This window comes from Flavobacterium psychrolimnae, assembly GCF_003312425.1.
GTDB classification, from domain to species: domain Bacteria; phylum Bacteroidota; class Bacteroidia; order Flavobacteriales; family Flavobacteriaceae; genus Flavobacterium; species Flavobacterium psychrolimnae.
Genome location: NZ_QNUX01000011.1, coordinates 16,578 through 43,068 on the forward strand (window position 1 = coordinate 16,578; position 26,491 = coordinate 43,068).

Annotated in this window: 25 protein-coding genes; 22 read left to right on the forward strand and 3 right to left on the reverse strand. The window is 35.3% G+C overall.

Annotated elements, in window-relative coordinates; translation table 11 throughout:
* Window positions 1–128 precede the first annotated feature (128 nt).
* The 18 genes from aspS to DR980_RS11905 all read left to right on the forward strand — a co-directional run bounded on the left by aspS (window position 129) and on the right by DR980_RS11905 (window position 17,547).
* Window positions 129–1,874, forward strand: a complete 1,746-nt coding sequence (aspS, locus tag DR980_RS11820; RefSeq protein ID WP_113636410.1) for an aspartate--tRNA ligase — start codon at window positions 129–131, stop codon at window positions 1,872–1,874.
* Window positions 1,875–2,006: 132 nt separating this feature from the next.
* Complete coding sequence (locus tag DR980_RS11825; protein ID WP_007137066.1) at window positions 2,007–2,201, forward strand: cold-shock protein; 195 nt, start codon at window positions 2,007–2,009, stop codon at window positions 2,199–2,201.
* Between the two features lie 287 nt (window positions 2,202–2,488).
* The gene (locus DR980_RS11830; protein ID WP_113636412.1) at window positions 2,489–2,854 is read left to right on the forward strand and encodes an NADH-quinone oxidoreductase subunit A; all 366 of its coding nucleotides are present in this window, start codon (window positions 2,489–2,491) and stop codon (window positions 2,852–2,854) included.
* Between the two features lie 81 nt (window positions 2,855–2,935).
* Window positions 2,936–3,484, forward strand: coding sequence for an NADH-quinone oxidoreductase subunit B (locus DR980_RS11835; protein WP_066335808.1), 549 nt, complete (start codon window positions 2,936–2,938; stop codon window positions 3,482–3,484).
* A gap of 3 nt (window positions 3,485–3,487) precedes the next feature.
* Window positions 3,488–4,009 (forward strand): NADH-quinone oxidoreductase subunit C, encoded by a 522-nt coding sequence (locus DR980_RS11840; protein ID WP_113636414.1) that lies wholly within the window; start codon window positions 3,488–3,490, stop codon window positions 4,007–4,009.
* A 35-nt stretch (window positions 4,010–4,044) separates the two neighbouring features.
* Window positions 4,045–5,283: an NADH-quinone oxidoreductase subunit D gene (locus tag DR980_RS11845; protein WP_113636416.1), complete on the forward strand. Its 1,239-nt coding sequence runs from the start codon at window positions 4,045–4,047 to the stop codon at window positions 5,281–5,283.
* Between the two features lie 76 nt (window positions 5,284–5,359).
* Complete coding sequence (locus DR980_RS11850) at window positions 5,360–5,890, forward strand: NADH-quinone oxidoreductase subunit NuoE family protein (protein WP_113636418.1); 531 nt, start codon at window positions 5,360–5,362, stop codon at window positions 5,888–5,890.
* 1 nt (window position 5,891) lies between these two features.
* Window positions 5,892–7,259: an NADH-quinone oxidoreductase subunit NuoF gene (gene nuoF / locus DR980_RS11855; RefSeq protein ID WP_113636420.1), complete on the forward strand. Its 1,368-nt coding sequence runs from the start codon at window positions 5,892–5,894 to the stop codon at window positions 7,257–7,259.
* A gap of 18 nt (window positions 7,260–7,277) precedes the next feature.
* Complete coding sequence (locus DR980_RS11860; RefSeq protein WP_113636422.1) at window positions 7,278–8,327, forward strand: 2Fe-2S iron-sulfur cluster-binding protein; 1,050 nt, start codon at window positions 7,278–7,280, stop codon at window positions 8,325–8,327.
* Complete coding sequence (gene nuoH, locus DR980_RS11865; RefSeq protein ID WP_113636424.1) at window positions 8,320–9,372, forward strand: NADH-quinone oxidoreductase subunit NuoH; 1,053 nt, start codon at window positions 8,320–8,322, stop codon at window positions 9,370–9,372. The genes DR980_RS11860 and nuoH overlap by 8 nt, the downstream gene beginning before the upstream one ends.
* A gap of 114 nt (window positions 9,373–9,486) precedes the next feature.
* Entirely contained in the window at window positions 9,487–10,032 is a 546-nt protein-coding gene (locus DR980_RS11870) for a NuoI/complex I 23 kDa subunit family protein (RefSeq protein WP_113636426.1), read from the forward strand.
* Complete coding sequence (locus DR980_RS11875; protein ID WP_113636428.1) at window positions 10,032–10,544, forward strand: NADH-quinone oxidoreductase subunit J family protein; 513 nt, start codon at window positions 10,032–10,034, stop codon at window positions 10,542–10,544. The genes DR980_RS11870 and DR980_RS11875 overlap by 1 nt, the downstream gene beginning before the upstream one ends.
* 1 nt (window position 10,545) lies before the next feature.
* Entirely contained in the window at window positions 10,546–10,866 is a 321-nt protein-coding gene (gene nuoK, locus DR980_RS11880) for an NADH-quinone oxidoreductase subunit NuoK (protein ID WP_066079401.1), read from the forward strand.
* A gap of 6 nt (window positions 10,867–10,872) precedes the next feature.
* Entirely contained in the window at window positions 10,873–12,759 is a 1,887-nt protein-coding gene (gene nuoL, locus DR980_RS11885) for an NADH-quinone oxidoreductase subunit L (RefSeq protein WP_113636594.1), read from the forward strand.
* Between the two features lie 9 nt (window positions 12,760–12,768).
* Entirely contained in the window at window positions 12,769–14,211 is a 1,443-nt protein-coding gene (locus DR980_RS11890) for a complex I subunit 4 family protein (RefSeq protein ID WP_113636430.1), read from the forward strand.
* A 13-nt stretch (window positions 14,212–14,224) separates the two neighbouring features.
* On the forward strand, window positions 14,225–15,595 hold the full coding sequence (locus tag DR980_RS11895) for an NADH-quinone oxidoreductase subunit N (protein ID WP_113636432.1): 1,371 nt from the start codon (window positions 14,225–14,227) through the stop codon (window positions 15,593–15,595).
* A gap of 199 nt (window positions 15,596–15,794) precedes the next feature.
* The gene (locus DR980_RS11900) at window positions 15,795–16,511 is read left to right on the forward strand and encodes a DsbA family oxidoreductase (RefSeq protein ID WP_113636434.1); all 717 of its coding nucleotides are present in this window, start codon (window positions 15,795–15,797) and stop codon (window positions 16,509–16,511) included.
* Window positions 16,512–16,563: 52 nt separating this feature from the next.
* Window positions 16,564–17,547 (forward strand): Gfo/Idh/MocA family protein, encoded by a 984-nt coding sequence (locus tag DR980_RS11905; protein WP_113636436.1) that lies wholly within the window; start codon window positions 16,564–16,566, stop codon window positions 17,545–17,547.
* 75 nt (window positions 17,548–17,622) lie between these two features.
* On the opposite strand, the gene DR980_RS11910 is transcribed toward DR980_RS11905, so the two are convergent.
* On the reverse strand, window positions 17,623–18,219 hold the full coding sequence (locus DR980_RS11910) for a T9SS type A sorting domain-containing protein (RefSeq protein ID WP_113636438.1): 597 nt from the start codon (window positions 18,217–18,219) through the stop codon (window positions 17,623–17,625).
* A 188-nt stretch (window positions 18,220–18,407) separates the two neighbouring features.
* On the opposite strand from DR980_RS11910, the gene DR980_RS11915 reads away from it, so the two are divergent.
* Window positions 18,408–19,280 carry an AraC family transcriptional regulator gene (locus DR980_RS11915; protein ID WP_113636439.1) on the forward strand — a complete coding sequence of 291 codons (873 nt, stop codon included), beginning with the start codon at window positions 18,408–18,410 and terminating at the stop codon, window positions 19,278–19,280.
* Window positions 19,281–19,375: 95 nt separating this feature from the next.
* Here the strand turns inward: DR980_RS11915 and DR980_RS11920 are convergent, their stop codons facing one another.
* On the reverse strand, window positions 19,376–20,038 hold the full coding sequence (locus DR980_RS11920; protein ID WP_113636442.1) for a hypothetical protein: 663 nt from the start codon (window positions 20,036–20,038) through the stop codon (window positions 19,376–19,378).
* Window positions 20,039–20,430: 392 nt separating this feature from the next.
* Between DR980_RS11920 and DR980_RS11925 the strand changes: the two genes are divergently transcribed.
* The 3 genes from DR980_RS11925 to DR980_RS11935 all read left to right on the forward strand — a co-directional run bounded on the left by DR980_RS11925 (window position 20,431) and on the right by DR980_RS11935 (window position 23,209).
* Entirely contained in the window at window positions 20,431–21,705 is a 1,275-nt protein-coding gene (locus DR980_RS11925; RefSeq protein WP_113636444.1) for a Y-family DNA polymerase, read from the forward strand.
* A complete protein-coding gene (locus tag DR980_RS11930; protein ID WP_113636446.1) occupies window positions 21,696–22,136 on the forward strand; it encodes a LexA family protein in 441 nt (146 codons plus the stop codon). Before DR980_RS11925 ends, DR980_RS11930 begins: the two co-directional genes overlap by 10 nt.
* A gap of 260 nt (window positions 22,137–22,396) precedes the next feature.
* On the forward strand, window positions 22,397–23,209 hold the full coding sequence (locus DR980_RS11935) for a TlpA family protein disulfide reductase (protein ID WP_244199297.1): 813 nt from the start codon (window positions 22,397–22,399) through the stop codon (window positions 23,207–23,209).
* Between the two features lie 77 nt (window positions 23,210–23,286).
* On the opposite strand, the gene DR980_RS11940 is transcribed toward DR980_RS11935, so the two are convergent.
* On the reverse strand, window positions 23,287–26,460 hold the full coding sequence (locus DR980_RS11940; RefSeq protein WP_113636451.1) for an efflux RND transporter permease subunit: 3,174 nt from the start codon (window positions 26,458–26,460) through the stop codon (window positions 23,287–23,289).
* Between the last annotated feature and the right edge of the window lie 31 nt (window positions 26,461–26,491).

A 26,491-nucleotide genomic window follows, 5' to 3' on the forward strand; every position in this document is an offset into this window, starting at 1 on the left:
TTTAACATTGGAATGAAAGTTTGGTTATAAACCAATCGCTAAAATTTCTTATTTCTCAATTCATTATTCATAATTAGTCCTAAATTTGCAGCGATGTCCAAAGGACAAAATAATCAAAAATTTAGAACATGTATAGAAGTCATAACTGTGGCGAATTGAATGCCTCACACATTAATACTGAAGTTACACTTGCGGGATGGGTACAAAAATCGCGTGATAAAGGATTTATGAACTGGGTTGATTTACGGGACCGTTATGGAATTACGCAGTTAATTTTTGACGAAGGACGTTCTGAAAAATCTGTTTTTGAGTTGGCGAAAACACTTGGTCGTGAATTTGTGATTCAGGTAAAAGGAACTGTTATTGAGCGTGAAGCCAAAAATAAAAACATGACGACTGGTGAAATCGAAATTTTAGTGACAGAACTTACTATTCTAAACGCTTCGCTTACGCCTCCATTTACAATTGAAGATGAAACGGACGGTGGAGAAGACATCAGAATGAAATACCGTTACCTCGATATCCGTAGAAATCCGGTAAAAAATAGTTTGATGTTTCGTCATAAAGTGGCCATGGAAGTGCGTAAATATCTTTCGGATTTGGATTTCTGTGAAGTAGAAACGCCGTATTTGATCAAATCTACTCCCGAAGGAGCCAGAGATTTTGTGGTCCCTTCAAGAATGAATGAAGGACAGTTTTATGCATTGCCACAATCTCCGCAAACGTTCAAGCAATTATTGATGGTGGGCGGAATGGATAAGTATTTCCAAATCGTGAAATGTTTCCGTGACGAAGATTTGCGTGCAGACAGACAGCCGGAGTTTACACAAATCGATTGTGAAATGGCTTTTGTGGAACAAGAAGATATTTTAAATGTTTTTGAAGGATTGACAAGACATTTATTAAAAGAAATAAAAGGTATAGAAGTAGAGAAATTCCCAAGAATTACTTACGAATATGCAATGAAAACCTATGGGAATGACAAACCGGATATCCGTTTCGGAATGGAGTTTGGAGAATTAAATGAAGTAACACAACATAAAGATTTTCCGGTTTTTAATGCTGCGGAATTTGTGGTTGGAATTGCAGTTCCTGGTGTTGGAAATTATACCCGTAAGGAAATTGATGGATTAATTGACTGGGTGAAGCGTCCTCAAGTTGGTGCATCCGGAATGGTTTATGTAAAATGCAATGAAGATGGAACTTATAAGTCATCCGTTGATAAATTCTACGATCAAGATGATTTAGCGCAATGGGCAAAAATCACTGGTGCAAAACCTGGAGATATGATTTTTGTACTTTCTGGTCCTACCGATAAAACACGTACGCAGTTAAGCGCATTACGAATGGAATTAGCAACTCGTTTAGGATTGAGAAATCCAGCTGAATTTGCTCCGCTTTGGGTAGTTGATTTTCCTTTATTAGAGTTTGATGAAGAAAGTGGTCGTTACCATGCGATGCATCATCCGTTTACTTCTCCAAAACCGGAAGATATGCACTTATTAGAAACAGACCCAGGGAAAGTTCGTGCCAATGCATATGATATGGTTTTGAATGGCAATGAAATTGGCGGAGGCTCAATTCGTATTCATGATAAGGCGACACAACAATTAATGTTTAAGTATTTAGGCTTTACAGAGGAAGATGCGAAAGCGCAATTCGGATTCCTAATGGATGCATTTCAGTTCGGTGCGCCACCTCATGGAGGCTTGGCTTTTGGATTGGATAGATTGGTTGCTATTCTTGGAGGGCAAGAAACAATCAGGGACTTTATTGCTTTTCCCAAAAACAATTCCGGAAGGGATGTTATGATCGATGCGCCATCTGTAATTGATGAATCACAGTTGAAAGAGCTGCATATAAAATTAGCTTAGTTGTAGTTGGTCGGAATAATTTGTTAGAAAACGTTGAATATCAATATTTTTACAAAATAAAAACAGAAGATAGCATTTCGTATTATATTAAATATTACATTTGCTTCATTATAAATTATTATTACAATTACAATGCGTACAGGTACAGTTAAATTTTTCAATGAGTCTAAAGGTTACGGATTCATTACAGACGAAGAAACAGGAAAAGACATTTTTGTTCATGCATCAGGAATCAACGCGGAAGAATTACGCGAAGGTGACAGAGTAAGTTATGAAGAAGAAGAAGGAAGAAAAGGAAAAGTTGCTGCGAAAGTAGCAGTTATCTAAGCATAAAAAATTAATTTTTTTTGCCTACGAATGGTAAAAACGTTTCGATTTATATCGGAACGTTTTTTTTTGTACCTATAAAATCCGAAAAAATAAGCGTAGTATTTAACATTGTCAAATAAAATAAACGTTAAACACATCTTAAGAAAATGGCCTTTTCTTATTTATAATTAATAAAAATTGTAAATTTACATCGATGTAGTACGGATGTATTTTTAAGTTTTAATTGTTATTTAATAATTTGAAAGTTATCTTTGCGACTTACTCTTAATCAAAAAACACACAATATGCAATCGGATCAATTAAATTATATTCCAATTCTCATGCAGTTTATTTTGGCTGTAGGTTTTGTTGTTGGTACTATATTGGTTTCAGGTAAATTAGGTCCTAAACGTTCGTCTGAAGCAAAGGATAAAAATTTTGAATGTGGTATTGAATCTGTTGGAAACGCAAGAATTCCTTTTTCAGTAAAATATTTTCTAGTTGCTATCTTATTTGTTTTGTTTGACGTTGAGGTGATTTTCTTGTATCCATGGGCAATCAACTTCAAGGAATTGGGAATGGAAGGAATGGTGAAAATGGTGATTTTTATGATGTTGCTTTTGGTGGGTTTTTTCTACATCATCAAAAAGAAAGCATTAGAGTGGGAATAAAGTTTATTTTAAATGCTGAATTTTGAATTTTAAAATAGGTTTACTATTGATTCAGAATTTATAATTCAAAAAAAATAAAAAATGAGTGATTCAAATATAAATATGGTTGCCCCTCCGGAAGGTGTTGTTGGTGAAGGTTTCTTCGCTACAAAACTGAATGATGTTGTGGGATTGGCTCGTGCAAATTCATTGTGGCCTTTGCCTTTCGCAACATCTTGTTGCGGAATTGAATTTATGGCAACAATGGCTTCGCATTATGATTTGGCACGATTTGGTTCGGAGCGAGTGAGTTTTTCTCCTCGTCAAGCGGATATGCTAATGGTAATGGGCACGATTTCGAAAAAAATGGCGCCAATTTTACGTCAGGTTTATGAGCAAATGTCAGAACCTCGTTGGGTAATTGCTGTTGGAGCTTGTGCTTCATCTGGTGGAATTTTTGATACTTATTCTGTTTTGCAAGGGATTGATAAAGTAATTCCGGTTGATGTTTATGTTCCGGGTTGTCCGCCAAGACCAGAACAAATTGTTGACGGTGTTATGAAATTGCAAGAGTTGGTTAAAACGGAATCGGTAAGAAGAAGAAGTTCTCCTGAATACCAAGAATTATTAGCTTCTTATAACATCAAATAAATAATGGCGCTAGAAACGATACAAATCCAAGAAAAATTAGTTGAAACATTTGATTCGGCTGTTTTTGAATTCAATCAGGAAAAAGATATATTTTCATTTGAAGTTGCTGCTGATAAAATTACAGCGGTTATTCTTTTTTTGAAAAATGACCCAATATTACGTTTTCATTTTTTAACTGATTTATGTGGGATTCACTATCCAGACAATGATGTTGATCATCAATTTGCAGTAGTTTATCATCTGCATAATTGGTACGAAAACAAAAGAATTAAAATTAAGGCATTTATCAACGGTGAAAACCCAGAAATAAAAACGATATCAAACATTTTCTTAAGTTCTAATTGGATGGAGAGAGAAACGTATGATTTTTATGGGATAAACTTCATTGGTCATCCACAATTGAAACGTATTTTGAATATGGATGAAATGATTTCTTTTCCAATGCGTAAGGAATTCCCGATGGAAGATAGCGGAAGAACTGATAAAGATGATCGTTTCTTTGGAAGAACAACCGACAATTATTAAAAACACACACTATTATAATTTTTCACATTAAATAAATGTCAGAACTATTATTACCACCAGAGCATCGCTATGCTAAAAGAATAAAAGAACAGCTAAACGAAGATGGAAGCGAGCTTTCGATTCTGAATTTAGGGCCAACTCACCCAGCTACACACGGTATTTTTCAAAATATTCTGTTGATGGATGGAGAAAGAATTCTGGAAGCGGAACCAACCATTGGTTACATTCACAGAGCTTTTGAAAAAATCGCCGAAAACCGTCCTTTTTACCAAATCACCCCTCTTACAGATAGAATGAACTATTGTTCATCACCTATAAATAATATGGGTTGGTGGATGACATTAGAAAAATTGTTGGATATTGAAGTTCCTAAAAGAGCACAATATTTAAGAGTTATTGTAATGGAATTGGCAAGAATCACGGATCATATTATCTGTAATTCAATCCTTGGTGTGGACACCGGAGCGTATACCGGATTTTTATATGTATTCCAATTTAGAGAAAAAGTGTATGAAATCTACGAAGAAATTTGTGGAGCTCGTTTGACTACTAATATGGGAAGAATTGGTGGTTTCGAAAGAGATTGGTCACCAGAAGCTTTTAGAAAATTAGATGTGTTTTTACAAGACTTTCCAGCTGCTTGGAAAGAATTTGAAAACTTATTCGAAAGAAACAGAATTTTTATTGACAGAACTGTAAATGTTGGAGCTATAACGGCTGAACAAGCTATGGCTTATGGGTTTACAGGTCCAAATTTACGTGCTGCAGGTGTTGATTATGATGTTCGTGTAGCGCAACCATATTCTTCTTACGAAGATTTTGATTTTATTATTCCAGTTGGAAAATCAGGCGATACTTATGATCGTTTTTGTGTTCGTAATGCCGAAGTTTGGGAGAGTTTGAGTATCATTCGTCAAGCATTAGAAAAAATGCCGGAAGGAAATGACTTCCATGCTGATGTTCCGGATTATTACCTTCCTCCAAAAGAAGATGTTTACACGAGTATGGAATCGTTGATTTACCATTTCAAAATTGTGATGGGTGAAGTTCCTGTTCCAGTTGCCGAAATATACCATCCTGTTGAAGGTGGAAACGGAGAGCTAGGTTTTTATTTGGTTACGGACGGAAGTCGAACTCCTTATAGATTACATTTCCGCAGACCTTGTTTTATTTACTATCAAGCGTATCCTGAAATGATTAAAGGTTCATTACTGTCAGATGCAATTGTTATTTTGTCAAGTTTAAATGTTATTGCCGGAGAATTAGACGCATAAAAGATATCAGATTGTTGATTAACGATTTTAGACACGAGCGTCAGCGAACTGGCGAAGCATTTCAGATTTAAAAAAAATGGAAAGAACTTATCACAAACAAGAAATAAATATGACTGAAGCATTGATGACCCGCATCAATGAATTGATTAGTCATTATCCTGAAGACAAAAGAAAATCGGCATTATTGCCTGTTTTACATGAAGTTCAAGATGCTCACGAGAATTGGTTGAGTATTGAATTAATGGATAAAGTCGCTGAAATTCTTTTGATTAAGCCAATTGAAGTTTATGAAGTAGTTTCGTTTTATACGATGTACAACCAAAGACCAGTTGGAAAATACATGTTTGAATTTTGTCAAACTTCTCCTTGTTGTTTGAATGGAGTGGAAGATTTAATGGATTATACCTGTGAAAAATTAGGTGTAAAAGTAGGTGAGCCTACTCCAGACGGTCTATTTGAAGTGAGAGGAGTTGAATGTTTAGGTGCTTGTGGTTACGCTCCAATGATGCAATTAGGCGATTTTTACAAAGAACATTTGACGGCAGCAAAAATCGACCAGTTAATTGAAGATTGCAAAAACGATACAATAATATTACACGATAAATAATATGTCACAAAAAATATTATTAGACAAAATAAATATTCCAGGAATTAAAACCTACGAAGTGTACCGTCAAAACGGGGGTTATGCTTCAGTAGAAAAAGCCCTAAAAACATTAACGCCAGACGAAGTTGTCGAAGAAGTGAAAACTTCAGGATTGCGTGGTCGTGGTGGAGCAGGATTCCCAGCAGGAATGAAATGGAGTTTTATTGATAAAAAATCAGGAAAACCAAGACATTTAGTTTGTAATGCGGATGAATCAGAGCCAGGAACTTTCAAAGACCGTTATTTGATGGAATTTATTCCTCATTTATTGATTGAAGGAATGATTACTTCCAGTTATGCTTTGGGTGCAAACCTTTCTTACATCTACATTCGTGGAGAATACATGTGGGTGTATAAAATATTAGAAAGAGCCATTAACGAAGCAAAAGCTGCTGGATTTTTGGGTAAAAATATATTAGGTTCAGGATACGATTTAGAACTTTATGTTCATTGTGGTGCCGGAGCTTACATTTGTGGTGAAGAAACTGCTTTAATCGAATCTTTGGAAGGAAAAAGAGGAAATCCTCGTATCAAACCACCATTTCCTGCAATTTCAGGACTTTGGGCAAATCCAACGGTCGTAAATAATGTGGAAACAATTGCCGCTGTGCCTTGGATTATCAATAATACAGGTGCAGAATATGCTAAAATTGGTATTGGACGTTCTACAGGAACTAAATTAATTTCGGCTTCAGGACATATTAAAAATCCTGGTGTTTATGAAATTGAATTGGGTTTAAGTGTTTACGAATTCATGAATTCTGATGAGTATTTAGGCGGAATGAGTTCTGATAGACCTTTGAAAGCATTTGTACCTGGAGGAAGTTCTGTTCCCGTTTTACCTGCTCATTTAATTTATAAAACGGCAAACGGTGAAGATCGTTTGATGTCATATGAATCTTTAAGTGACGGTGGATTCGCAACGGGTTCTATGTTAGGATCAGGCGGATTTATTGTTTACAATGACACATCTTGCATCGTTCGTAATACTTGGAATTTCTCTCGTTTTTATCATCATGAAAGCTGTGGACAATGTTCTCCTTGTCGTGAAGGCACGGGATGGATGGAAAAAGTATTGCACCGAATCGAGAATGGTCACGGTCGTGAAGAAGATATTGATTTGTTGTTGAGCATTCAAAGTAAAATTGAAGGAAACACCATTTGCCCATTAGGTGATGCGGCAGCTTGGCCAGTGGCAGCAGCAATTCGTCATTTTAGAGAGGAGTTTGAATACCATATTCGTTTCCCGGAAAAAATAAAGAATAGAGATCATTTTGTTGCGGAACCTTTTGAAAAAGTAAAGCATTTAGTTTCTAAAGTAATCGTATAAAGTCAAGAATTTCAGAAAATGAAAGTAACCATAGACGGTCAAAGCATAGAAGTAGAACCAGGAACAACAATCCTGCAGGCAGCACGTATGATAGGTGGAGAAGTAGTTCCGCCAGCAATGTGCTATTATTCTAAACTAAAAGGTAGCGGTGGAAAATGCCGTTGTTGTTTAGTGGAAGTTGCAAAAGGAAGTGAAGCTGATCCAAGACCAATGCCTAAATTAATGGCATCTTGTGTAACAGGTTGTATGGACGGAATGGAAGTGAACAGTAAATCTTCACCGAGAGTTCAAGAAGCCAGAAAATCAGTAACAGAATTTTTATTGATTAATCACCCGTTAGATTGTCCGGTTTGTGATCAGGCAGGAGAATGTGATTTGCAAAATTTAAGCTTTGAGCACGGGAAATCAGAAACTCGTTTTATCGAAGAAAAAAGAACTTTTGAACCAGAAAATATTGGTCCAAATATTCAATTACACATGAACCGTTGTATTCTTTGTTACCGTTGCGTAATGGTGGCAGATCAATTGACTGACGATCGTGTTCATGGAGTAATGGACAGAGGAGATCATTCTAATATATCAACTTGTATTTCTAAAGCGGTTGATAATGAATTCTCTGGAAATATGATTGATGTTTGTCCTGTAGGTGCTTTAACTGATAAAACATTTAGATTTAAATCTAGAGTTTGGTTCAGTAAGCCTTATAACGCACACAGAAATTGCCCTACTTGTTCTGGAAAAACTACCGTTTGGATGTTTGGTGACGAAATCCAACGTGTTACCGGAAGAAAAGACGAATACCATGAAGTAGATGAATTTATTTGTAATGGATGTCGTTTTGATCACAAAGATATTGCTGATTGGACTATTGAAGGACCAAGAGCATTCGAAAAAGATTCGGTTATCAACCAAAATAAATACAACAGAAAATTACAAAAAGTGGAAATCGCTACTGAAGAAAATATTCTTTTAGGTAGAGAAGAAGACCGTAAGAAAATAAGCATGGTCGAGATTCCATTGACCGAAGAAGACATTATTAATCAAAAAAGCTTGGGTAATAATGGATAGTACTATTATCATAGAAAAAAGTGTCATTATTATTGCAGTTTTTGCTTTGACAATGTTGATGGCAATGTATTCCACTTGGGCTGAACGAAAAGTTGCCGCTTGGCTTCAAGATCGTGTTGGACCAAATAGAGCCGGTCCTTTTGGATTGTTTCAACCGCTTGCCGATGGTTTAAAATTATTCTCGAAAGAAGAATTTGAGCCTAATACACCAAACAGATTTTTGTTTTTTGTAGGTCCGGCAATCGCAATGAGTACTGCTTTAATGACCAGTGCCGTAATTCCTTGGGGAGATAAACTGCATTTGTTTGGAAGAGATATTTTATTACAGGCTACTGATTTGAACATTGGATTGTTATACTTTTTTGGAGTTGTTTCAGTAGGTGTTTACGGAATCATGATTGGTGGTTGGGCATCTAATAATAAATTCTCTTTGATGGGTGCGGTTCGTGCTGCTTCGCAAATGGTATCTTATGAAGTTGCCATGGGACTTTCGATGATTGCTTTGTTGATGATGACTGGAACGTTGAGTTTAAGAGAGATTTCAGCACAACAAGCAGGAATGAACTGGAATGTATTTTACCAACCATTATCTTTTATTATATTTTTAATTTGTGCTTTTGCAGAAACGAACAGAACTCCTTTTGACTTAGCGGAATGCGAAAGTGAATTAATTGGAGGATATCACACGGAATATTCATCGATGAAAATGGGATTCTATTTATTTGCTGAATATGCGAATATGTTTATCTCTTCTACGATTTTAGCGGTTTTATTCTTTGGAGGATATAATTATCCTGGAATGAGTTGGGTTGTTGAAAATTGGGGTGTAAATATTGCCAACATTTTAGGATTTGGTGCTTTGTTTATCAAATTGTGTGGATTCATCTTTTTCTATATGTGGGTTCGTTGGACTATTCCAAGATTCAGATACGATCAATTGATGCATTTGGGTTGGAGAATATTAATTCCACTGTCAATCATTAATATTATAATTACTGGAATTGTAATTTTGAGAGCAGAAATTGCTGCTTATTTAGGATTTTAATTAGTACCGAAAAGCCCTAGCCCTGATAGCAGTGGAAATCCTTTTATGTTTTTTGTTTAAAAACATAAAAGATTGAAACGAATAGCAGGATTAAGCTTCAAATAAAAATAAAAAATGTCAATAGAAACTATATCCTTATCAGGAAGAAAAAAGCAAGTCTCTAACAAGGAGATGACTTTTTGGGAAAGAATGTATCTTGTTGCGATTGTCAAAGGTTTGATAATAACGATTCAGCATTTGTTTACCAGAAAAGTAACGATTCAATATCCGGAGCAAGTACGTGAAATGAGTCCGGTTTATCGCGGTCAGCACATGTTGAAACGTGATGAACAAGGTCGTGAAAACTGTACGGCTTGCGGTTTGTGTGCGTTGTCTTGTCCTGCAGAAGCGATTACGATGAAAGCTGAAGAACGCAGAGCTGACGAAAAACATTTGTACAGAGAAGAAAAATATGCGTCGATATATGAAATCAATATGTTGCGTTGTATTTTTTGTGGATTGTGTGAAGAGGCTTGTCCGAAAGACGCTATCTACTTGACAACTTCTAAAGTTTTGGTTCCTTCAAGTTATGAAAGAGAAGATTTTATTTTTGGAAAAGATAAATTAGTCATGCCTTTAGATATCGCAATGCAAAATGCTCAACTTAAAAACGCTAACTAATGTCTACAGTACTTATAATTTTTTGTGTATTGGCTGCTATCACATTAGCAACCGCATTTTTGACAATTTTTAGCAGAAATCCCATTCACAGCGCTATTTATTTAGTGATTTGTTTCTTTTCGATTGCAGGTCATTATCTATTATTGAATTCTCAATTCTTGGCGATAGTGCACATCATTGTGTATTCTGGAGCGATTATGATTTTGTTTTTATTCACCATCATGTTGATGAATTTAAATGAGGAAAGAGAAGTGCACCGACCTAGAATTACACGATTAGGAGCTATTGTTTCTTTTTGTTTAATATGTTTGGTTTTGATAGCTATTTTCATCAATTCAAAACCTATTGTTGGAGAATACGTAACTACCGGCGAAGATTATCAGTCTATAAAAGTATTGGGTAAAATCTTGCTGAATGAATATATGGTTCCGTTTGAATTTGCTTCCATATTACTTTTGGTTGCTATGATTGGAACTGTGTTATTGTCTAAAAAAGAAAAATTGCAAAAATAAGATGAACAATATTTTAAACCACATTGGTATTGAAAATTATATATTCCTAAGCGTAATACTTTTTTGTATTGGGGTTTTCGGAGTGTTGTACAGACGAAATGCCATTATCGTATTTATGTCAATTGAAATTATGCTGAATGCAGTAAACTTATTGTTTGTAGCATTTTCGACCTATCATCAAGATGCGCAAGGACAAGTTTTTGTGTTCTTTTCGATGGCTGTTGCTGCGGCAGAAGTTGCGGTAGGATTGGCAATTCTAGTTTCTATTTTTAGAAATCTAGGTTCAATTACTATCGATAATTTAAAAAACTTAAAAGGATAAATGGAAATGAATACCAATATAGCTTTAGTTTTAGTTCTCGCTCCTTTTTTAGGATTTTTAATCAATGTTTTCTTTGGCAAAAGCCTTGGAAAATCACTTTCAGGAATAATAGGAACGCTTTCCGTTTTGGTTTCTTTTATAGCAACGGCTTATTTCTTTAGTGGAATATCGGCACAACCGGAAGGAATTCGTATTTCACTTTTTGACTGGATTCAAATCAGTAACTTCAATGTTGATTTTGGATTTCAATTGGACCAATTGTCTATTTTATGGTTGCTTTTCGTAACTGGAATTGGATCTTTGATTCATTTGTATTCCATCAGTTACATGCACGATGATGAAAATATGCACAAGTTTTTCGCGTATTTGAATCTGTTTATATTCTTCATGATTACATTAGTAATAGGAAGTAACTTATTAGTATTGTTCATCGGTTGGGAAGGTGTAGGTCTTTGTTCGTATTTGTTAATTGGATTTTGGCATAAAAACCAAGAGTACAATGACGCTGCTAAGAAAGCATTCATCATGAACCGTATTGGTGATTTAGGGTTGTTAGTTGGGATTTTCATTCTTGGAAATTTATTCTCAACTTTAGATTATGCTACTTTAAAAACGGCTATTGCCGGTGCAACGAATCTTGATATGTATTGGCTTTCTGTTGCTGCTTTCGCTTTATTTATTGGAGCTTGTGGTAAATCAGCACAAATACCATTGTATACTTGGTTGCCGGATGCGATGGCAGGTCCAACACCAGTTTCAGCATTGATTCACGCGGCTACGATGGTAACTGCAGGAATTTTTATGATTACAAGATTGAATTTCTTATTTGATTTGACTCCAGATGTGCAGTCTATAATTGCGATAGTTGGAGCTGTTACTGCTTTAGTTGCTGCAACCATTGGATTAGTTCAAAACGATATCAAAAAAGTTTTAGCTTACTCTACCGTTTCTCAATTGGGATTAATGTTTTTGGCTTTAGGATTAGGCGCTTATGAAGTGGCTGTTTTCCACGTAATCACTCACGCTTTCTTCAAAGCTTGTTTGTTCTTGGGTTCAGGTTCTGTAATTCATGCTTTGCATGGAGAACAAGACATGCGAAATATGGGCGGCTTGAAAAAAGCAATGCCAATTACTTTTGCAACGATGTTGATTGCTTCATTAGCGATTTCTGGAGTTCCTTTATTCTCAGGATTTTTCTCGAAAGACGAAATCTTATTAGTGGCTTTCCATCATAATATTCCGTTATGGATTGTGGCTTCGGTTGCTTCTATAATGACTGCTTTTTATATGTTCCGTCTAATGTTCTTGACATTCTTCCAAGAATTCAGAGGAACCGCAGAACAAAAACACCATTTGCACGAAAGTCCATTTTTGATTACCATTCCTTTGATTGTTTTAGCAATTTTGGCAACTATCGGTGGTTTGATCAGTTTACCAGGAAACAGTTGGTTGAATCATTATCTGATTCCAATTTTACCAAAATTAGCAACCGCTGAACACCATTTAGGAACTACTGAATATATCTTGATGGCCATTGCTGTTGTGGGTGGATTGGTAGGAATTGGTATTGCTTACGCCAAATACATCAAACAAAATACAGTTCCAACAGAAGATGCTGCTATTACAGGATTTTCTAAAGTGCTTTACAATAAATATTATGTTGATGAATTTTATGACGCTATTTTTGTTAAACCAATTAATTTCTTGTCTCGTTTTTTCAGAGACACTGTAGAAACGGGTTTATCAGCTTTAGTTTTTGGATTCGGAAAAGTTACCAACGAAATAAGTTACCAAGGAAAGAAAATACAAAATGGAAGCATTGGTCTTTATCTTTTTGCTTTCGTATTGGGGCTTTGCGCCATTGTTTCTTATTTATTTTTAGCTCAACAATAATCATATATCATGAATGTATCTCTAATATTAATTATACTTTTGGTTGGTGCGTTTGCAACTTTTCTTGCAGGCGATAAACTGGCTTCAAAACTGGCTTTGTTCTTTGGGTTAGCTGCTGCAGGCGCATCTATTGTATTATTAAATCACTATAATTTAGGTGAAAACATCAGTTTCATCAACCAGTGGATTACGCAACCTAATATCTCTTTTGCTCTAAAAGCAGACGGATTATCAATGGCAATGCTTTTATTGACCACAGTTTTGACTCCAATAATTATATTTTCCTCTTTTGGAAATGACTATAAAAATTCAAAATCATTTTATGCTTTAATCTTGTTTATGGCGTTTGCTATGGCAGGGACTTTCTTGGCATCAGATGGTTTGTTGTATTATATTTTCTGGGAATTAGCATTGATTCCTATTTACTTTATCGCCTTAATTTGGGGTAACGGAGATGCAGAAGAACGTAAAAAAGCGGTAGTTAAATTCTTTATTTACACACTTGCCGGCTCTTTATTTATGTTGGTTGCTTTTGTTTATATGTATCAAAAAGCAGGAAGTCTTTTATTAGAAGATTTATACAAATTAAATTTATCAGCAACGGAACAATTGTGGATATTCTTGGCTTTCTTCTTAGCGTATGCGATCAAGATTCCATTAATTCCTTTCCACACTTGGCAAGCAAATGTGTACCAAAAAGCGCCAACTGTTGGTACGATGCTTTTATCTGGTATCATGCTAAAAATGGGATTGTATAGCGTTATTCGTTGGCAATTGCCATTGGCGCCATTGGCAGCCAAAGAGTACATGTATATTTTCATAGGACTTGGAATTGCAGGTGTGATTTACGGATCTATCGTAGCATTGAAACAAAAAGATTTAAAGAAATTATTAGCGTATTCTTCTTTGGCTCACGTTGGTTTGATTGCAGCAGGAACATACACTTTGACATTAGACGGATTGCGTGGAGCAGTTTTACAAATGATTGCTCACGGGTTTGTAGTTGTTGGATTGTTTTATGCCGCTGAAATTATCTTCAGAAGATACGAAACCAGAGCAATTGCTGAAATGGGAGGTATCCGTACGCAATCACCAAAATTCACTTCGATGTTTTTGATTTTGGTTTTAGCATCTGTTGCCTTGCCAACTACTTTTAACTTTATTGGAGAATTTACTGTTTTATACAGTCTTTCACAAATTAATATTTGGTTTGCCATTTTAGGAGGAACAACCATTATTTTAGGAGCGTATTATATGCTGAAAATGTTTCAACATGCAATGTTGGGAGAAACCAATACAAAGGCTTTTGCGGATGTAACTGTCAATGAAGGAATAACATTGGTACTTATAATTGGTGTTTTATTCTTTTTTGGGATGTATCCAAAGCCAATTACCGATTTGATTACGCCAAGTCTGGAAGAAATTTTAACTCAAATAAACCGAATTAACTAAGTCAAATAAGAAAATGAATACATTAATAGCTATAATAGGATTAGGTGTTTTATGCCTTTTATTTGAAATTTTTAATTTAAGGAAAGCCATTGTTCCAATAACAATACTTGGATTATTAGGAGTGTTGGGTTTAACTATATCTGAATTTAATTCAACGGAAAGCTACTACAATAACATGATTGTTGTGAGTAAATTTTCTAGTACTTTTTCGTCTTTGTTTATTGTGCTTACTATTTTCTTGGTGGCTTTAGGACATAACTTTTACGAAAATCATCAATCTAAAATCTCTGATTATATTGCCATAAAAATATTTTTATTGGCAGGAGCAGTGGCGATGGTTTCTTTTGGAAACTTAGCAATGTTCTTTTTAGGAATTGAAGTATTATCAATTGCACTTTATATTCTTGCGGCAAGTGACCGTATGAATTTAAAAAGTAACGAAGCTGGAATGAAGTATTTCTTAATGGGATCTTTTGCTTCGGGAATCATTCTTTTTGGTATCTGTTTAATTTACGGAGCTATGGGAAGTTTTGATGTTACTGAAATCAGTGAATTATCGCAATCAGCCGAATTGCCGGTTTGGTTTCCAATAGGAATTGTATTGGTAACTATCGGAATGTTATTTAAAGTGGCTGCAGTTCCATTCCATTTCTGGGCACCGGACGTTTACGAAGGTTCTCCGGCATTGACAACAGCATTGATGAGTACTTTAGCCAAAGTTGTTGCTATGGCGACTTTGTACAAATTATTATCCGTTATGAATGCTGATGTTTCAGAGTCATTCAAAATGGTAGTAGTTATTATTTCTATGGCTTCTATGACCGTGGGTAATATTATGGCATTAAGACAAACGAATGTAAAACGTATGTTGGCTTTTTCAGGGGTTTCCCACGCTGGGTTTATGTTGATGACTTTATTGAGTTTGTCTACATCAGCAGGAAGTTTGTTGTATTATGCTTCAGCGTATTCTTTATCTGGAATCGCTGCTTTTAGTGTAATTTTATATGTTTGTAAAAATAGAGAGAATGAAGATGTGGTTAATTTCCACGGTTTAGGAAAAACGAATCCATTGTTAGCAGCCATTCTTACGGCAGCTTTACTTTCGATGGCTGGTATTCCAATTTTCGCCGGATTTTTTGCCAAATTGGTTTTGTTCAATCAAACGATTCAAGCGGGTTATTTGGCTTTAGTAATCGTAGCAGTTATAAACTCTATTATTAGCGTTGGATACTACTTCAAATTGATTTTGGCGATGTATACCAAAGAACCAAATGAAGAAAGAAAAGGAACTCCGGTTATCATTTATGCCGTTGCTGTTATATCAATTGTTTTGAATATCGCCTTAGGTTTGTATCCTTCATTTATTTTGGATTTATTGGCATAAACCAAAGTTTTAAAAATATACAGAAAACCATCAAGAGCAATTTTGATGGTTTTTTTTGGTTTAAACGGGTTTTCTTGATTGGAATAAATATTTACTATTCCAGTATCTATAATTAAATACTAAAACACAAAAAGCTCAAAACTGAATTTATTAATTTTGTAACATAGAATTAATTTTGAATTTAATTAAAGAAAGTAAGATGGCAAATACATTAAAAATACAAATCTGGTCGGATATCATGTGTCCGTTTTGTTATATAGGAAAAAGGAGAATAGAAGGTGCTTTAGAGAATTTCGAACATAAAGATGCAGTTGAAATTGAATGGAAAAGCTTTCAGTTGGACCCCAGTTTTATAGCTTCTCCGGAGGATAATATGGTAGAGCATTTGGCAGAAAAATATAGAAAAGATACTGATTGGGCACAAGAGATGCTGGATAATATGACTCAAAATGCTAAAAATTCAGGATTGGATTTCCATTTTGAAAAAGCTGTTATGGCGAATTCATTGCATGCGCATCGCTTGTTGCATTTGGCCAAAAAATATAATTTGGCAAATGACTTAGAAGAATTATTATTCAAAGCCTATTTGACGGAGGGCAAGAACATAAATGATTTAGATACTTTGAAAGCATTGGGACTGGAAGTAGGACTGAATGCTGAATCCATTGATGAAGTATTACATTCTAATTCCTACGCAAAAGAAGTGCAGCAAGATATTGATGAGGCACAATCTATCGGTGTCCAAGGTGTTCCGTTCTTTGTTTTCGATAATAAATATGCGGTTTCGGGTGCGCAACATGTCGAAACATTTGTGAAAACACTTGAAAAAGTATGGGAAGAAGGCAAATTTGATTCGAAAGTAACGGTATTGAATACTACAGATGGAGACAGTTGTGGAATCGATGGTTGTAATTAAGACTATAAACCATTTTTTCTAAATTGTCAGAAGTATTGAAAAATTAGTAATTATGAGTGAACGTACAAAAGTAATCCGTTGGGGAATATTGGGATGTGGAAATGTTACCGAACTGAAAAGTGGTCCTGCGTACCAGAAAACGGATGGCTTTGAAGTCGTTGCAGTAATGCGAAGAGATGCGGTCAAGGCTGCTGATTATGCCAAAAGACACGGAATAAGCAAGTGTTACACCAATGCCGATGATTTGATTAATGATCCTGAAATTGATGCCATTTACATTGCCACACCTCCCGATGTTCATAATTTTTACGGACTTAAAGTCGCTGCAGTCGGTAAGATTTGTTGTATCGAAAAACCTTTAGCTCCAAATTACCAAGACAGTCTGGCAATTTACGATGCCTTTGCCGCAAAAAATATTCCTTTGTTTGTTGCTTATTACAGGCGCACATTGCCTCGTTTTGAACAAGTGAAAACGTGGTTGGATACAGGTTGCATTGGCGAAATCAGGCACATAAGATGGCATCTGAGTAAATCGGCAAATGCGAAAGATTTATCTGGAGAATACAATTGGCGAACCGATGCCATTATTGCTACAGGTGGTTATTTTGATGATTTAGCTAGTCACGGACTGGATTTATTCACACATTTATTGGGAAACATAAAAGAGGTTTCGGGCTTAAGCCTCAATCAACAGGGATTGTATTCAGCTAAAGATGCCGTTTCTGCTTGCTGGTTGCATGAGTCTGGAATTACCGGCTCAGGAAGCTGGAACTTTGGTTGTTTTGAACGGGAAGATAAAGTGGACATTTATGGAAGCAAAGGAAAAATAATGTTTTCTGTATTTGAAAATGATCCTGTAGTGCTTTCTAACGAACAAGGGCAGACAGAATTATTCATTGAACATCCTGAAAATATCCAGTTGTATCATGTGCAGCAAATGCGAGAAGACCTTTTGGGGAATAGTAAACACTCTTCTACAGGTTTAACAGCAGCCCATTCAAGTTGGGTTATGGATTCTATTATTGGAAATCTTTAGGATTTTCATCTATTTAAAACAAAAAAAAGAGGCAATCCGAAGAAAGCCTCTTTACTACAATAATTTATTTAATCACTATTTGATAGCCACTGTTTCGATATATGTTTTTCCGTTATAAGTAATCTCAAACGTATATTTTGAACTTGGTGCGCTAGTTAAATCAAATATTTTACCCACATAAAGATCAGCAGTCAAAGTCTCATTATATACTTCGTTTTCCTCTGAGTTGTAAATGGCAACACTAACTGGAGTTTTTTCTAAGTTTAAAATGTTCACGGTAACCATTCCGTTTTTGTTCACTAAAACTGGTTTATACACTTCAGAAATAGCATCAGCTGATAATTTAGCTTTGTTACCTACAACTTCAATTTTATACTTTGAAATTTTAAGATCACTCTCTGCTTTCAAGAAGTAAATTCCGTCTGGCAAAGCAGTCAAATCGTATGTTCTGCTGATATTTTCTTCAGAAGTAACTTTTTCCTGATAGATTAAACTGTCATTGGTGTCATAAATGGACAAATCAATTTTCTTTGTCTCTTTCAAATTAAAACTTACCGTTTTTCCCTCTTCTTTTATTAAATCCAGTGAAAAATCTGCGTTTCCTGCATGTGCTTGTACGGCAGTCAATACTACTGCGGCTAACACTAAACTAAATTTTAAAATCTTTTTCATAATTGTAAATTTTTAGATTTATAATGATATTTATCTGAGGCTAAATTACTGTAACCTATTCAGTATGAGTAGTGCTGAATTTTCTGATTTGTGTGCTATTTTACCTTTTACGAAATCGATTAAGGTTAAAAAAGTTAATTGAGTGTCTATTTTTGGTAAATTTGTGGTAATTCTAAATACGGATTCGTGTGAAAATTATACCGCCAGCTTTTGAAATTATAGCGCCATCGTTTGGGAGTTCTTTCTACTTTTCGAAATATGTCGAAAACGCGAATAGCAAAGCACACTTGTGGCATTATCATCCTGAAATTGAACTGGTTTTTGTAAATGGCGGTTCCGGAAAACGCCAGATAGGAAGCCATATTTCGTATTATACTGATGGTGATTTAATCTTGATAGGAAGTAACCTGCCGCACTGTGGGTTTACCAATGAAGAAACCGGGAATAAAAATGAAACGGTTATCCAAATGAAACCGGATTTTTTAGGGAATGGTTTCTTTGATATTTCCGAAATGACGAATATTCGGAATCTTTTTAGTCAAGCCAAAGCCGGAATTGCTTTTCATGGTGAAACCAAAAAAAATATCGGGAAGAAAATAGAATCGATGGAACAACAGCCGCAGTTTGAGCGATTGTTGACGATGTTGAGTATTCTTAATGAGCTGGAATTATCCAATGAAGCCACTGTTTTGAATGCCGATGGATTTTCGATGGAAATGCAAATGCAGGACAATGACCGCATCAACGCTGTTTTTAATTACGTAAAAGATAATTTTCAGGAACATATTACGCTGGAAGAAGTTTCAGAATTGGTGAGTATGACAGAACCTTCTTTTTGCAGGTATTTCAAAAAGATTACGAACAAAACTTTTACCAAATTTGTAAATGATTACCGATTGGTTCATGCCTCGAAATTGCTGGCGGAGAAACCCATCAGCATTTCTGAGATATGCTATGAAAGTGGTTTCAATAATTTTAGTTACTTCAATAAATCGTTCAAAGAATTTACCGGAAAAAGCGCTTCGCAATACCGTCAGGAATTGCGATCAGTGCTTAAGTAGCGTAAATAGTACTATTGCAGTATCTTTTTAAACAAAAAACCCGCTGATACGAATACCAACGGGAATTTTCAAACCAATCATTCCAAACCAAATAATTATCTTCTATTTAATACAATGACAGCGTTATCAACTACTTTAGTTTTTTCAATTTTGGCTTTTGTGCCATTTGATTTGTAATAGTAGTAATCGTCATCATTTGAGTTTTGGTTGTTACCAAAATCATTGTTGCCAAAACTATTTTGTCCATATTGGTAAGCTTTTCCTCCTTTTACGGCGCCAAAAGTATCAACAATTTGACCACGACGGTTGTAGATAATTTCTAATCCGCCCACTCTTTCTAATGCAAAACGGTTGTAGGTCATGTAAACAGAGCCAATTCTTTTTACTCTGTCATTCGCATCATAATTGATGAACACATTCCCAACTTGTCTTACTCGACCCATATTGTCGTGTTCCACTTTTACACCATAATTCCCATTTCGAACATTTCCTGGAGCGCCAAATGTTTTATTAACACTGTTTTTTCGGCTTGATTTGTAATACATATCTCGACCTGTTGTAGGGCGTGTATTAAAATCTAATTGTCCGTCAGGGAACACGAAGAACTCAATTCCTCTTTCTGTGAACACAATTGGGTCGGCGTTTCTAAAATCTACTGGAGATCTTCTTTCTACAGAAAAATCGATTTTCTCTGCTGCGTTCGCTATACTACCTCCAAAAACGAAGATACTAGCAACTAAAAGGGTAATTTTTTTCATGATATAGTTATTTTGAATTTTGCCTACTCTTAAGCTTTTCGGCTTTCGCTTTTTGTGTTATTTGATTTAGGATATTCAAGTAGCATGCCAAAATTTTTAATCATGGTCTTGTGTTTTGAGAGTGAATGTTATTTTTAAGGTTTTAAATAGTTTTAAATCAATGTTTTGTGACTTTAAAGTAATTTTATGAAATACGATATATTAAGATTTTTTTAATAGAATAGAAGGTTCGTTTTATACTTTTTCTTGCTGTTTTTACAATTAAATAATTCCAATAAAAGAGAAATCATCTTGTTTTTAAAAACTTTTAGTATGAAAACTACTTATCAACAGTGCTTAAAATTAACTTATGTTACGAACTCGCTTCAACTGATATTGAGTAATTTTGTAGCATGTATGCATTAGTCGATTGTAACAATTTTTACGCTTCCTGCGAACGTGTTTTTCAGCCGAAATTCAACGGGAAACCGGTTGCGATTTTGTCAAATAATGATGGCTGTGTTATTTCCAGAAGTAATGAAGCGAAAGCGGTTGGGATTGCTATGGGTGCGCCAGCATTCCAGATTAAGGAATTGGTAAAAGAGAAAAATGTACAAGTATTTTCTTCAAATTATGCGTTGTATGGTGATTTGAGCAATCGCGTGATGGCAATTTTAGGTCAGTTTACACCAAATCTAGAAATTTACAGCATCGACGAAGCGTTCCTGAATTTTGATGGTTTGACGATTTCCAATTATCATGATTATGGAATCCAAATGAAAACCCGTGTGCAAAAATGGGTAGGAATTCCCGTTTGCATTGGCTTTGCCGAAACCAAAGCATTGTCAAAAGTAGCCAACAAAATTGCTAAAAAATTCCAAGACAGAACTAAAGGGGTTTACGTTATTGATAGTGAAGAAAAACGTATCAAAGCCTTGAAATGGACAAAGATTGAAGACGTTTGGGGCATTGGTTACCGAATGAATAAAAAGATGAAAGCCAAGAATATTGTGACTGCTTTAGATTTTACTGCACCGCAACACGAAGCTTGGATCAAAAAAGAAATGGGCGTGATTGGTATGCGTTTAAAATACGAACTCGAAGGAAAATCAGTCTTGGATTTAGAACCTATCGTAGACCAAAAGAAAAGTATTGCCACGACCCGAAGTTTTCCAAAACAAATTGCTGATTTTGATTTGTTGCGGGAACGTGTTGCTACTTTTGCCTCTGTTTGCGCTGAGAAATTGCGAAAACAAAACTCCTGCTGTCATACTATTATTGTGATGCTTGTGGTGGATAAACATACGGTTAAAACCTCCAAATATTATTTTAACATGGCGATTACATTGCCGTATGCATCAAATTCTACGTTGACAATTTCCAATGCTGCTATCGTAATGTTAAAAAAACTGCACCAAGGAAATGAGCATTTGAAATTCAAAAAAGCGGGCGTTATTGTCACTGAATTGATTGATGAGAATAAGAAACAATTGCAGCTGTTTGATGAGGAAAATCCAAAACATTTGCTATTGATGAAAGTAATGGACGGCCTGAATAAAAAAATTGGTGACAAGAAAGTGAAGTTGGCTACCCAAAATTTAAGTTTGACCTGGAATATGAATCAGAAGCATTTGTCACCTAAATACACCACTAATTTTAAAGATATACTCGAAATCAAATGTCAATAAACAAAGATCAAAAACTGACTTTTTTTCTCCCTGATTTTGAAAGTGAATTGCGAATTCCTTTCATCAGCGAAGGTGTTTCGGCAGGATTTCCATCGCCGGCGGCTGATTTTATGGAAATGAGCATTGATTTGAACAAACAATTAAGCGAAAATCCGTTGGCAACTTTTTATATAAAAGTCAAGGGAAATTCCATGATCGATGCCGGAATCAATGACAAAGATGTTCTTGTGGTGGATCGAAGTTTAGAACCGCAAAACAATAAAATTGCGATTTGTTTTATCGACGGAGAGTTTACGGTGAAACGCATGCAAGTTGAGAAAGACTGTTTGTATCTGATGCCTGAAAATCCCAATTATGCTCCGATAAAAGTCACCGAAGAAAACCAATTAATCATTTGGGGAATTGTTACCTATGTGATTAAAAAATTATAATTAAATCTTTTATTTCGAATTGGAATTATTAAATTAGATTTGATTAACAATATTTAAACCACAGTTTTATGACAAAATTATTTTGTATCGTATTCGCATTTTTTTGCTTTTCTAACGGTATTGCTCAGATGAAATCGAAAATGTCTTTTCAGGCTGAAATATCCAATAGAAACACGGATTCTATTTTTATTCGAAACAGACAAAATGGAAAATTACTCAAAACGATAGCAATCAATAAGGAGGGAATTTTTAAAGATACCTTGAGTATTGCTGAAGGGATTTACATGCTTTATGACGGTAAGGAATACGCTAAAATATTTATCAAAAATGGGTTTGATTTAAAACTTAAAATCGATGCTCAAAAATTTGATGAATCTATGGTGTTTTCTGGAAAGGGAGCAGTCGAAAACAATTATATGGTGCAAAGTTCGCTTTTGGATGCTAAATATGATTACACTTCTCTTTTAGCTTCAGATCAGGAGACTTTTAAAAGAGTAGTGGATGACAAAAAAAAATCTAGTTTTGCGCGTTTAGAAAATAAAAATTTAGACCTTAATTTTCAAGCACTTCAAAAAAAGGACATTGAAAGTTCGATACTTGGTTTAACTAGTTATTATAACCAAGTATTGGATAATAATAAATTAAACGGTTCCGTTTCTCCATCATTTGATTATGATAATTATAAAGGTGGAAAAACAAAATTGGAAGATTTTAAAGGTAAGTACGTTTATTTAGATATTTGGGCTACTTGGTGCGGTCCTTGTATAGCTGAAGTTCCTTTTCTAAAAAAAGCAGAAGAACTTTATCGAAATAAAAATATAGTTTTTATAAGTATTTCAATTGATAAATTAAAAGATTTAGATAAGTGGAAAACGATGGTTAATAAAAAAGAATTAGGCGGCGTTCAGCTTTTTGCGGATAACGATTGGAATTCAGATTTTATAAAAGCTTACGGAATTAAATCTATTCCAAGATTTATTTTGATAGATCCAAATGGAAAAGTTGTTAAAGCAGATGCAGCAAGGCCATCTTCTCCGAAATTTAATGAAGAAATAGGAGCTTTTTTGAATTAAGAGTTTTTATATAAAAAGAGGCTGTTCGAAAAATACTTTTCGAACAGCCTCTTTTTTTAACCCAACTTCTAATATTCCTAAACCGTATGTTTTGGATTAAAACCATCTTCGCTTAACTCGATGTGGTCATAATCAGCAACCATTTCCGCTTCGTAATCAACTTTTTCTCCTTTAGAGAATTTAGCAATTAGCTTCTCCATGATTTCGTAAATTACTGGAACGACAATCAAGGTTAGGAATAAGGAACTTATTAATCCACCAATAATTACCCATGCCAAACCATTTTTCCATTCGGCTCCAGCTCCAGCGGCTAATGCAATAGGGAACATACCAAAAACCATTGCAATTGTTGTCATTAAAATTGGACGAAGACGCGCATGATTCGCTTGAATTAATGCGGTTCTAATGGTTTCACCAGCAGCTCTACGTTGGTTGGTGTAATCCACAAGCATGATCGCATTCTTACATACCAGACCAATAAGCATGATGACTCCAAGAATCGTAAAGATGTTCAAGGTGTTATTCGTTAATGCTAATGCTAGTAATGCTCCAATGAATGAAAGCGGAATAGCAAATAATACTACGAATGGATGCACAAAACTGTCGTATAAGGAAACCATTACAAGGTAAACTAAGATAATGGCAGCCAATAAAGCAATTCCTAATGTTCCAAAACCTTCTGACTGGTTTTCTTGATCACCACCCCAAATGTAGTTGACACCCGTAGGTTTCTTTAGTTGATCTATTTTTTCTTGCCATTGCGCAACAATTGTTCCAGAAGCAACTCCCACGTTTTGCCCTTTTACTGTCACCGATGCCGTTTTGTCCCTACGTTCCAATTGGCTTGGACCAGAACCTTCCGTAACGGTTGCAAATTGATTTAACTTGATTTGTTGACCCATATCATTGATGAAAATCAAGTTGCTTACATCAGCAATACTTTTTCTATCGAATGCATTGTATTTAATATTGATGTCATATTCGTATTCTCCAGCTCTAAAACGTCCGTCGGTATTCCCGCTAAAAGCCGTTTGCATTGTAATACCAACTGTTTGTAAACTCAAACCAAGTGCGGCCATTTTATCTCTGTCCACTTTTACGTTTACTTCAGGATTTCCATCTTCCACAGATAATTCTATTTCTGTTGCTCCTGGAATAGTACGCAATTCTTTTTCAGCAGCAATGGCAAATTTCATGGCACTTGCTACATCTGGACCCGTTACAATAAGCCCTAAAGTAGCATCTTCAGCCGTTCCTAAAATACCTACCGGAACGGTTTTAACTTTTGCACCAACTAATAGTTTTTCTAATTTACGTTTGGTTTTTGCAGCGTAAACATTTGCAGGTTCATCGCGTTGGTCTAATTGGACCATTTTCACGTTAATTTCTGATTTGTATGCAGTTGCTTGCGAAGCTCCAAGCCCACCACTGGTTTGACCCACAATAGTAAACTGGCTTTCGACAAAAGCTTCGTTCTCTAGAAAAGCTTCAGCTTTTTGTGTCATGAAGTTAGTTTGTTCTAGCGAGGCATCTTTTGGCATTTCGATTTGAACTAAAAACTCACCACTGTCTGATGCTGCAAAGAATTCACCTCCAATAAACCCTGCAGGAACCAATGCAATTGAGCTGAAAAAGATAACTAAAACAATAGCTAGTGTTGTTTTGTAATGATCTAAACTCCAAGTCAATAATCCAGAAATCCAGTTGATGAAACGCGTTAAATAACTTTCAAAACCAAGGATGATTCTTCCGAAAAGGTTTTTACCTTCAATATGTTCTAATTTTCCGTATCTAGATGATAACCAAGGAATAATAGTAAATGATGCCACTAATGATAGTAAAGTAGATATAATTACCGTTACGCAAAACTGCGTAATAATATTAGAAACCAATCCAGAACTCAATGCAATTGGTAAAAACACAACCACAATTACAAGCGTAATCGATACTACAGTTCCACCAATTTCGGCTGTACCATCATAGGCAGCACGAACTTTGTTTTTGCCCATTTCCATGTGCCTGTATATATTTTCTAGAACCACAATAGCATCATCCACAAGAATACCAACAACGAGAGACAATCCTAATAAACTCATTAAGTTCAAGGTGTATCCCATTAAATAAATCCCGATGAAGGTAGCAATTAACGAAGCTGGAATAGAAACCATTACAATCAATGAGTTTCGAATACTGTGTAAGAAAAACAACATTACAAACGCTACTAAAAGTACTGCAATAAGTAAATCATGTACCACGGCATCAGCAGCTTCAAGTGTAAATACAGTACTGTCTTTTGCTATTTCTAGTTTTAATTCAGTCGTTTTGTACTCCGCTTCTAGTTTAGCAATTGTTTTCACCAACTCTTCACTCACCGCAACCGCATTAGCATCGGACTGTTTTATGATTTGCAAAATAATAGCACTTTTCTGATTGACACGAGCTACTTTTTCAGTGATTTTTTGTGTGTCTTGAACATCAGCGATTTCGCCTAAACGAACTTGGATTCCGTTTTTAGAAGAAACAATTAAGTTTCTTAACTCTTCAACATTCTTATATTTTCCGGCTAAACGGATTAATATTTTTTGCTCACGGGTTTGAATATTTCCGGTTGGGAAATCCAAGTTGGAGGATAAAATGTTCTGTTGCACTTGCGGTACCGAAAGTCCGTAGGCTTGCATTTTTACAGCGTCAAGATTGACTTGAATTTCTCTTTCTTGTCCACCGGTAATGTTTACTTGTGCGACTCCTTGTACACGAGATAATACGGGCGCTAATTTTTTATCAACTAAGTCATAAAATTCAACTTCGTCCATTTTTCCGTTGGCACCAATGGTCATAATTGGTAAATCGCTCAAAGAAAACTTGTTTAGGGAAGGGGCGTCCGCATCATCCGGTAAGTCGTTTATAATAGCATTTATCTTTCGCTGCGCATCGTTCATCGAAATATTAACATCAGCATTTGATGTCAGTGTTATAGACACCGAAGATAAACTTTCAAAGGATTTAGAGTCGATTTTCTTAATGTTTTCTAAAGAGGAAATCGCGTCTTCAATCTTTTTAGTAACGGTATTTTCGACCTCACTAGGTGATGCACCAGGATATACAGTTGCAATCGAAATTACGTTAGTTTCAAATTTTGGAATCAATTCGTAGCCTAATTGGCTGTAACTAAACAATCCTCCTAAAGTTAGTATCGTAAACAATACGATGACTAAGGAAGGACGTTTTATGGATATTTCTGCTAATTTCATTTTTTTATTTTAAAAGAGTGATAAGTGATAA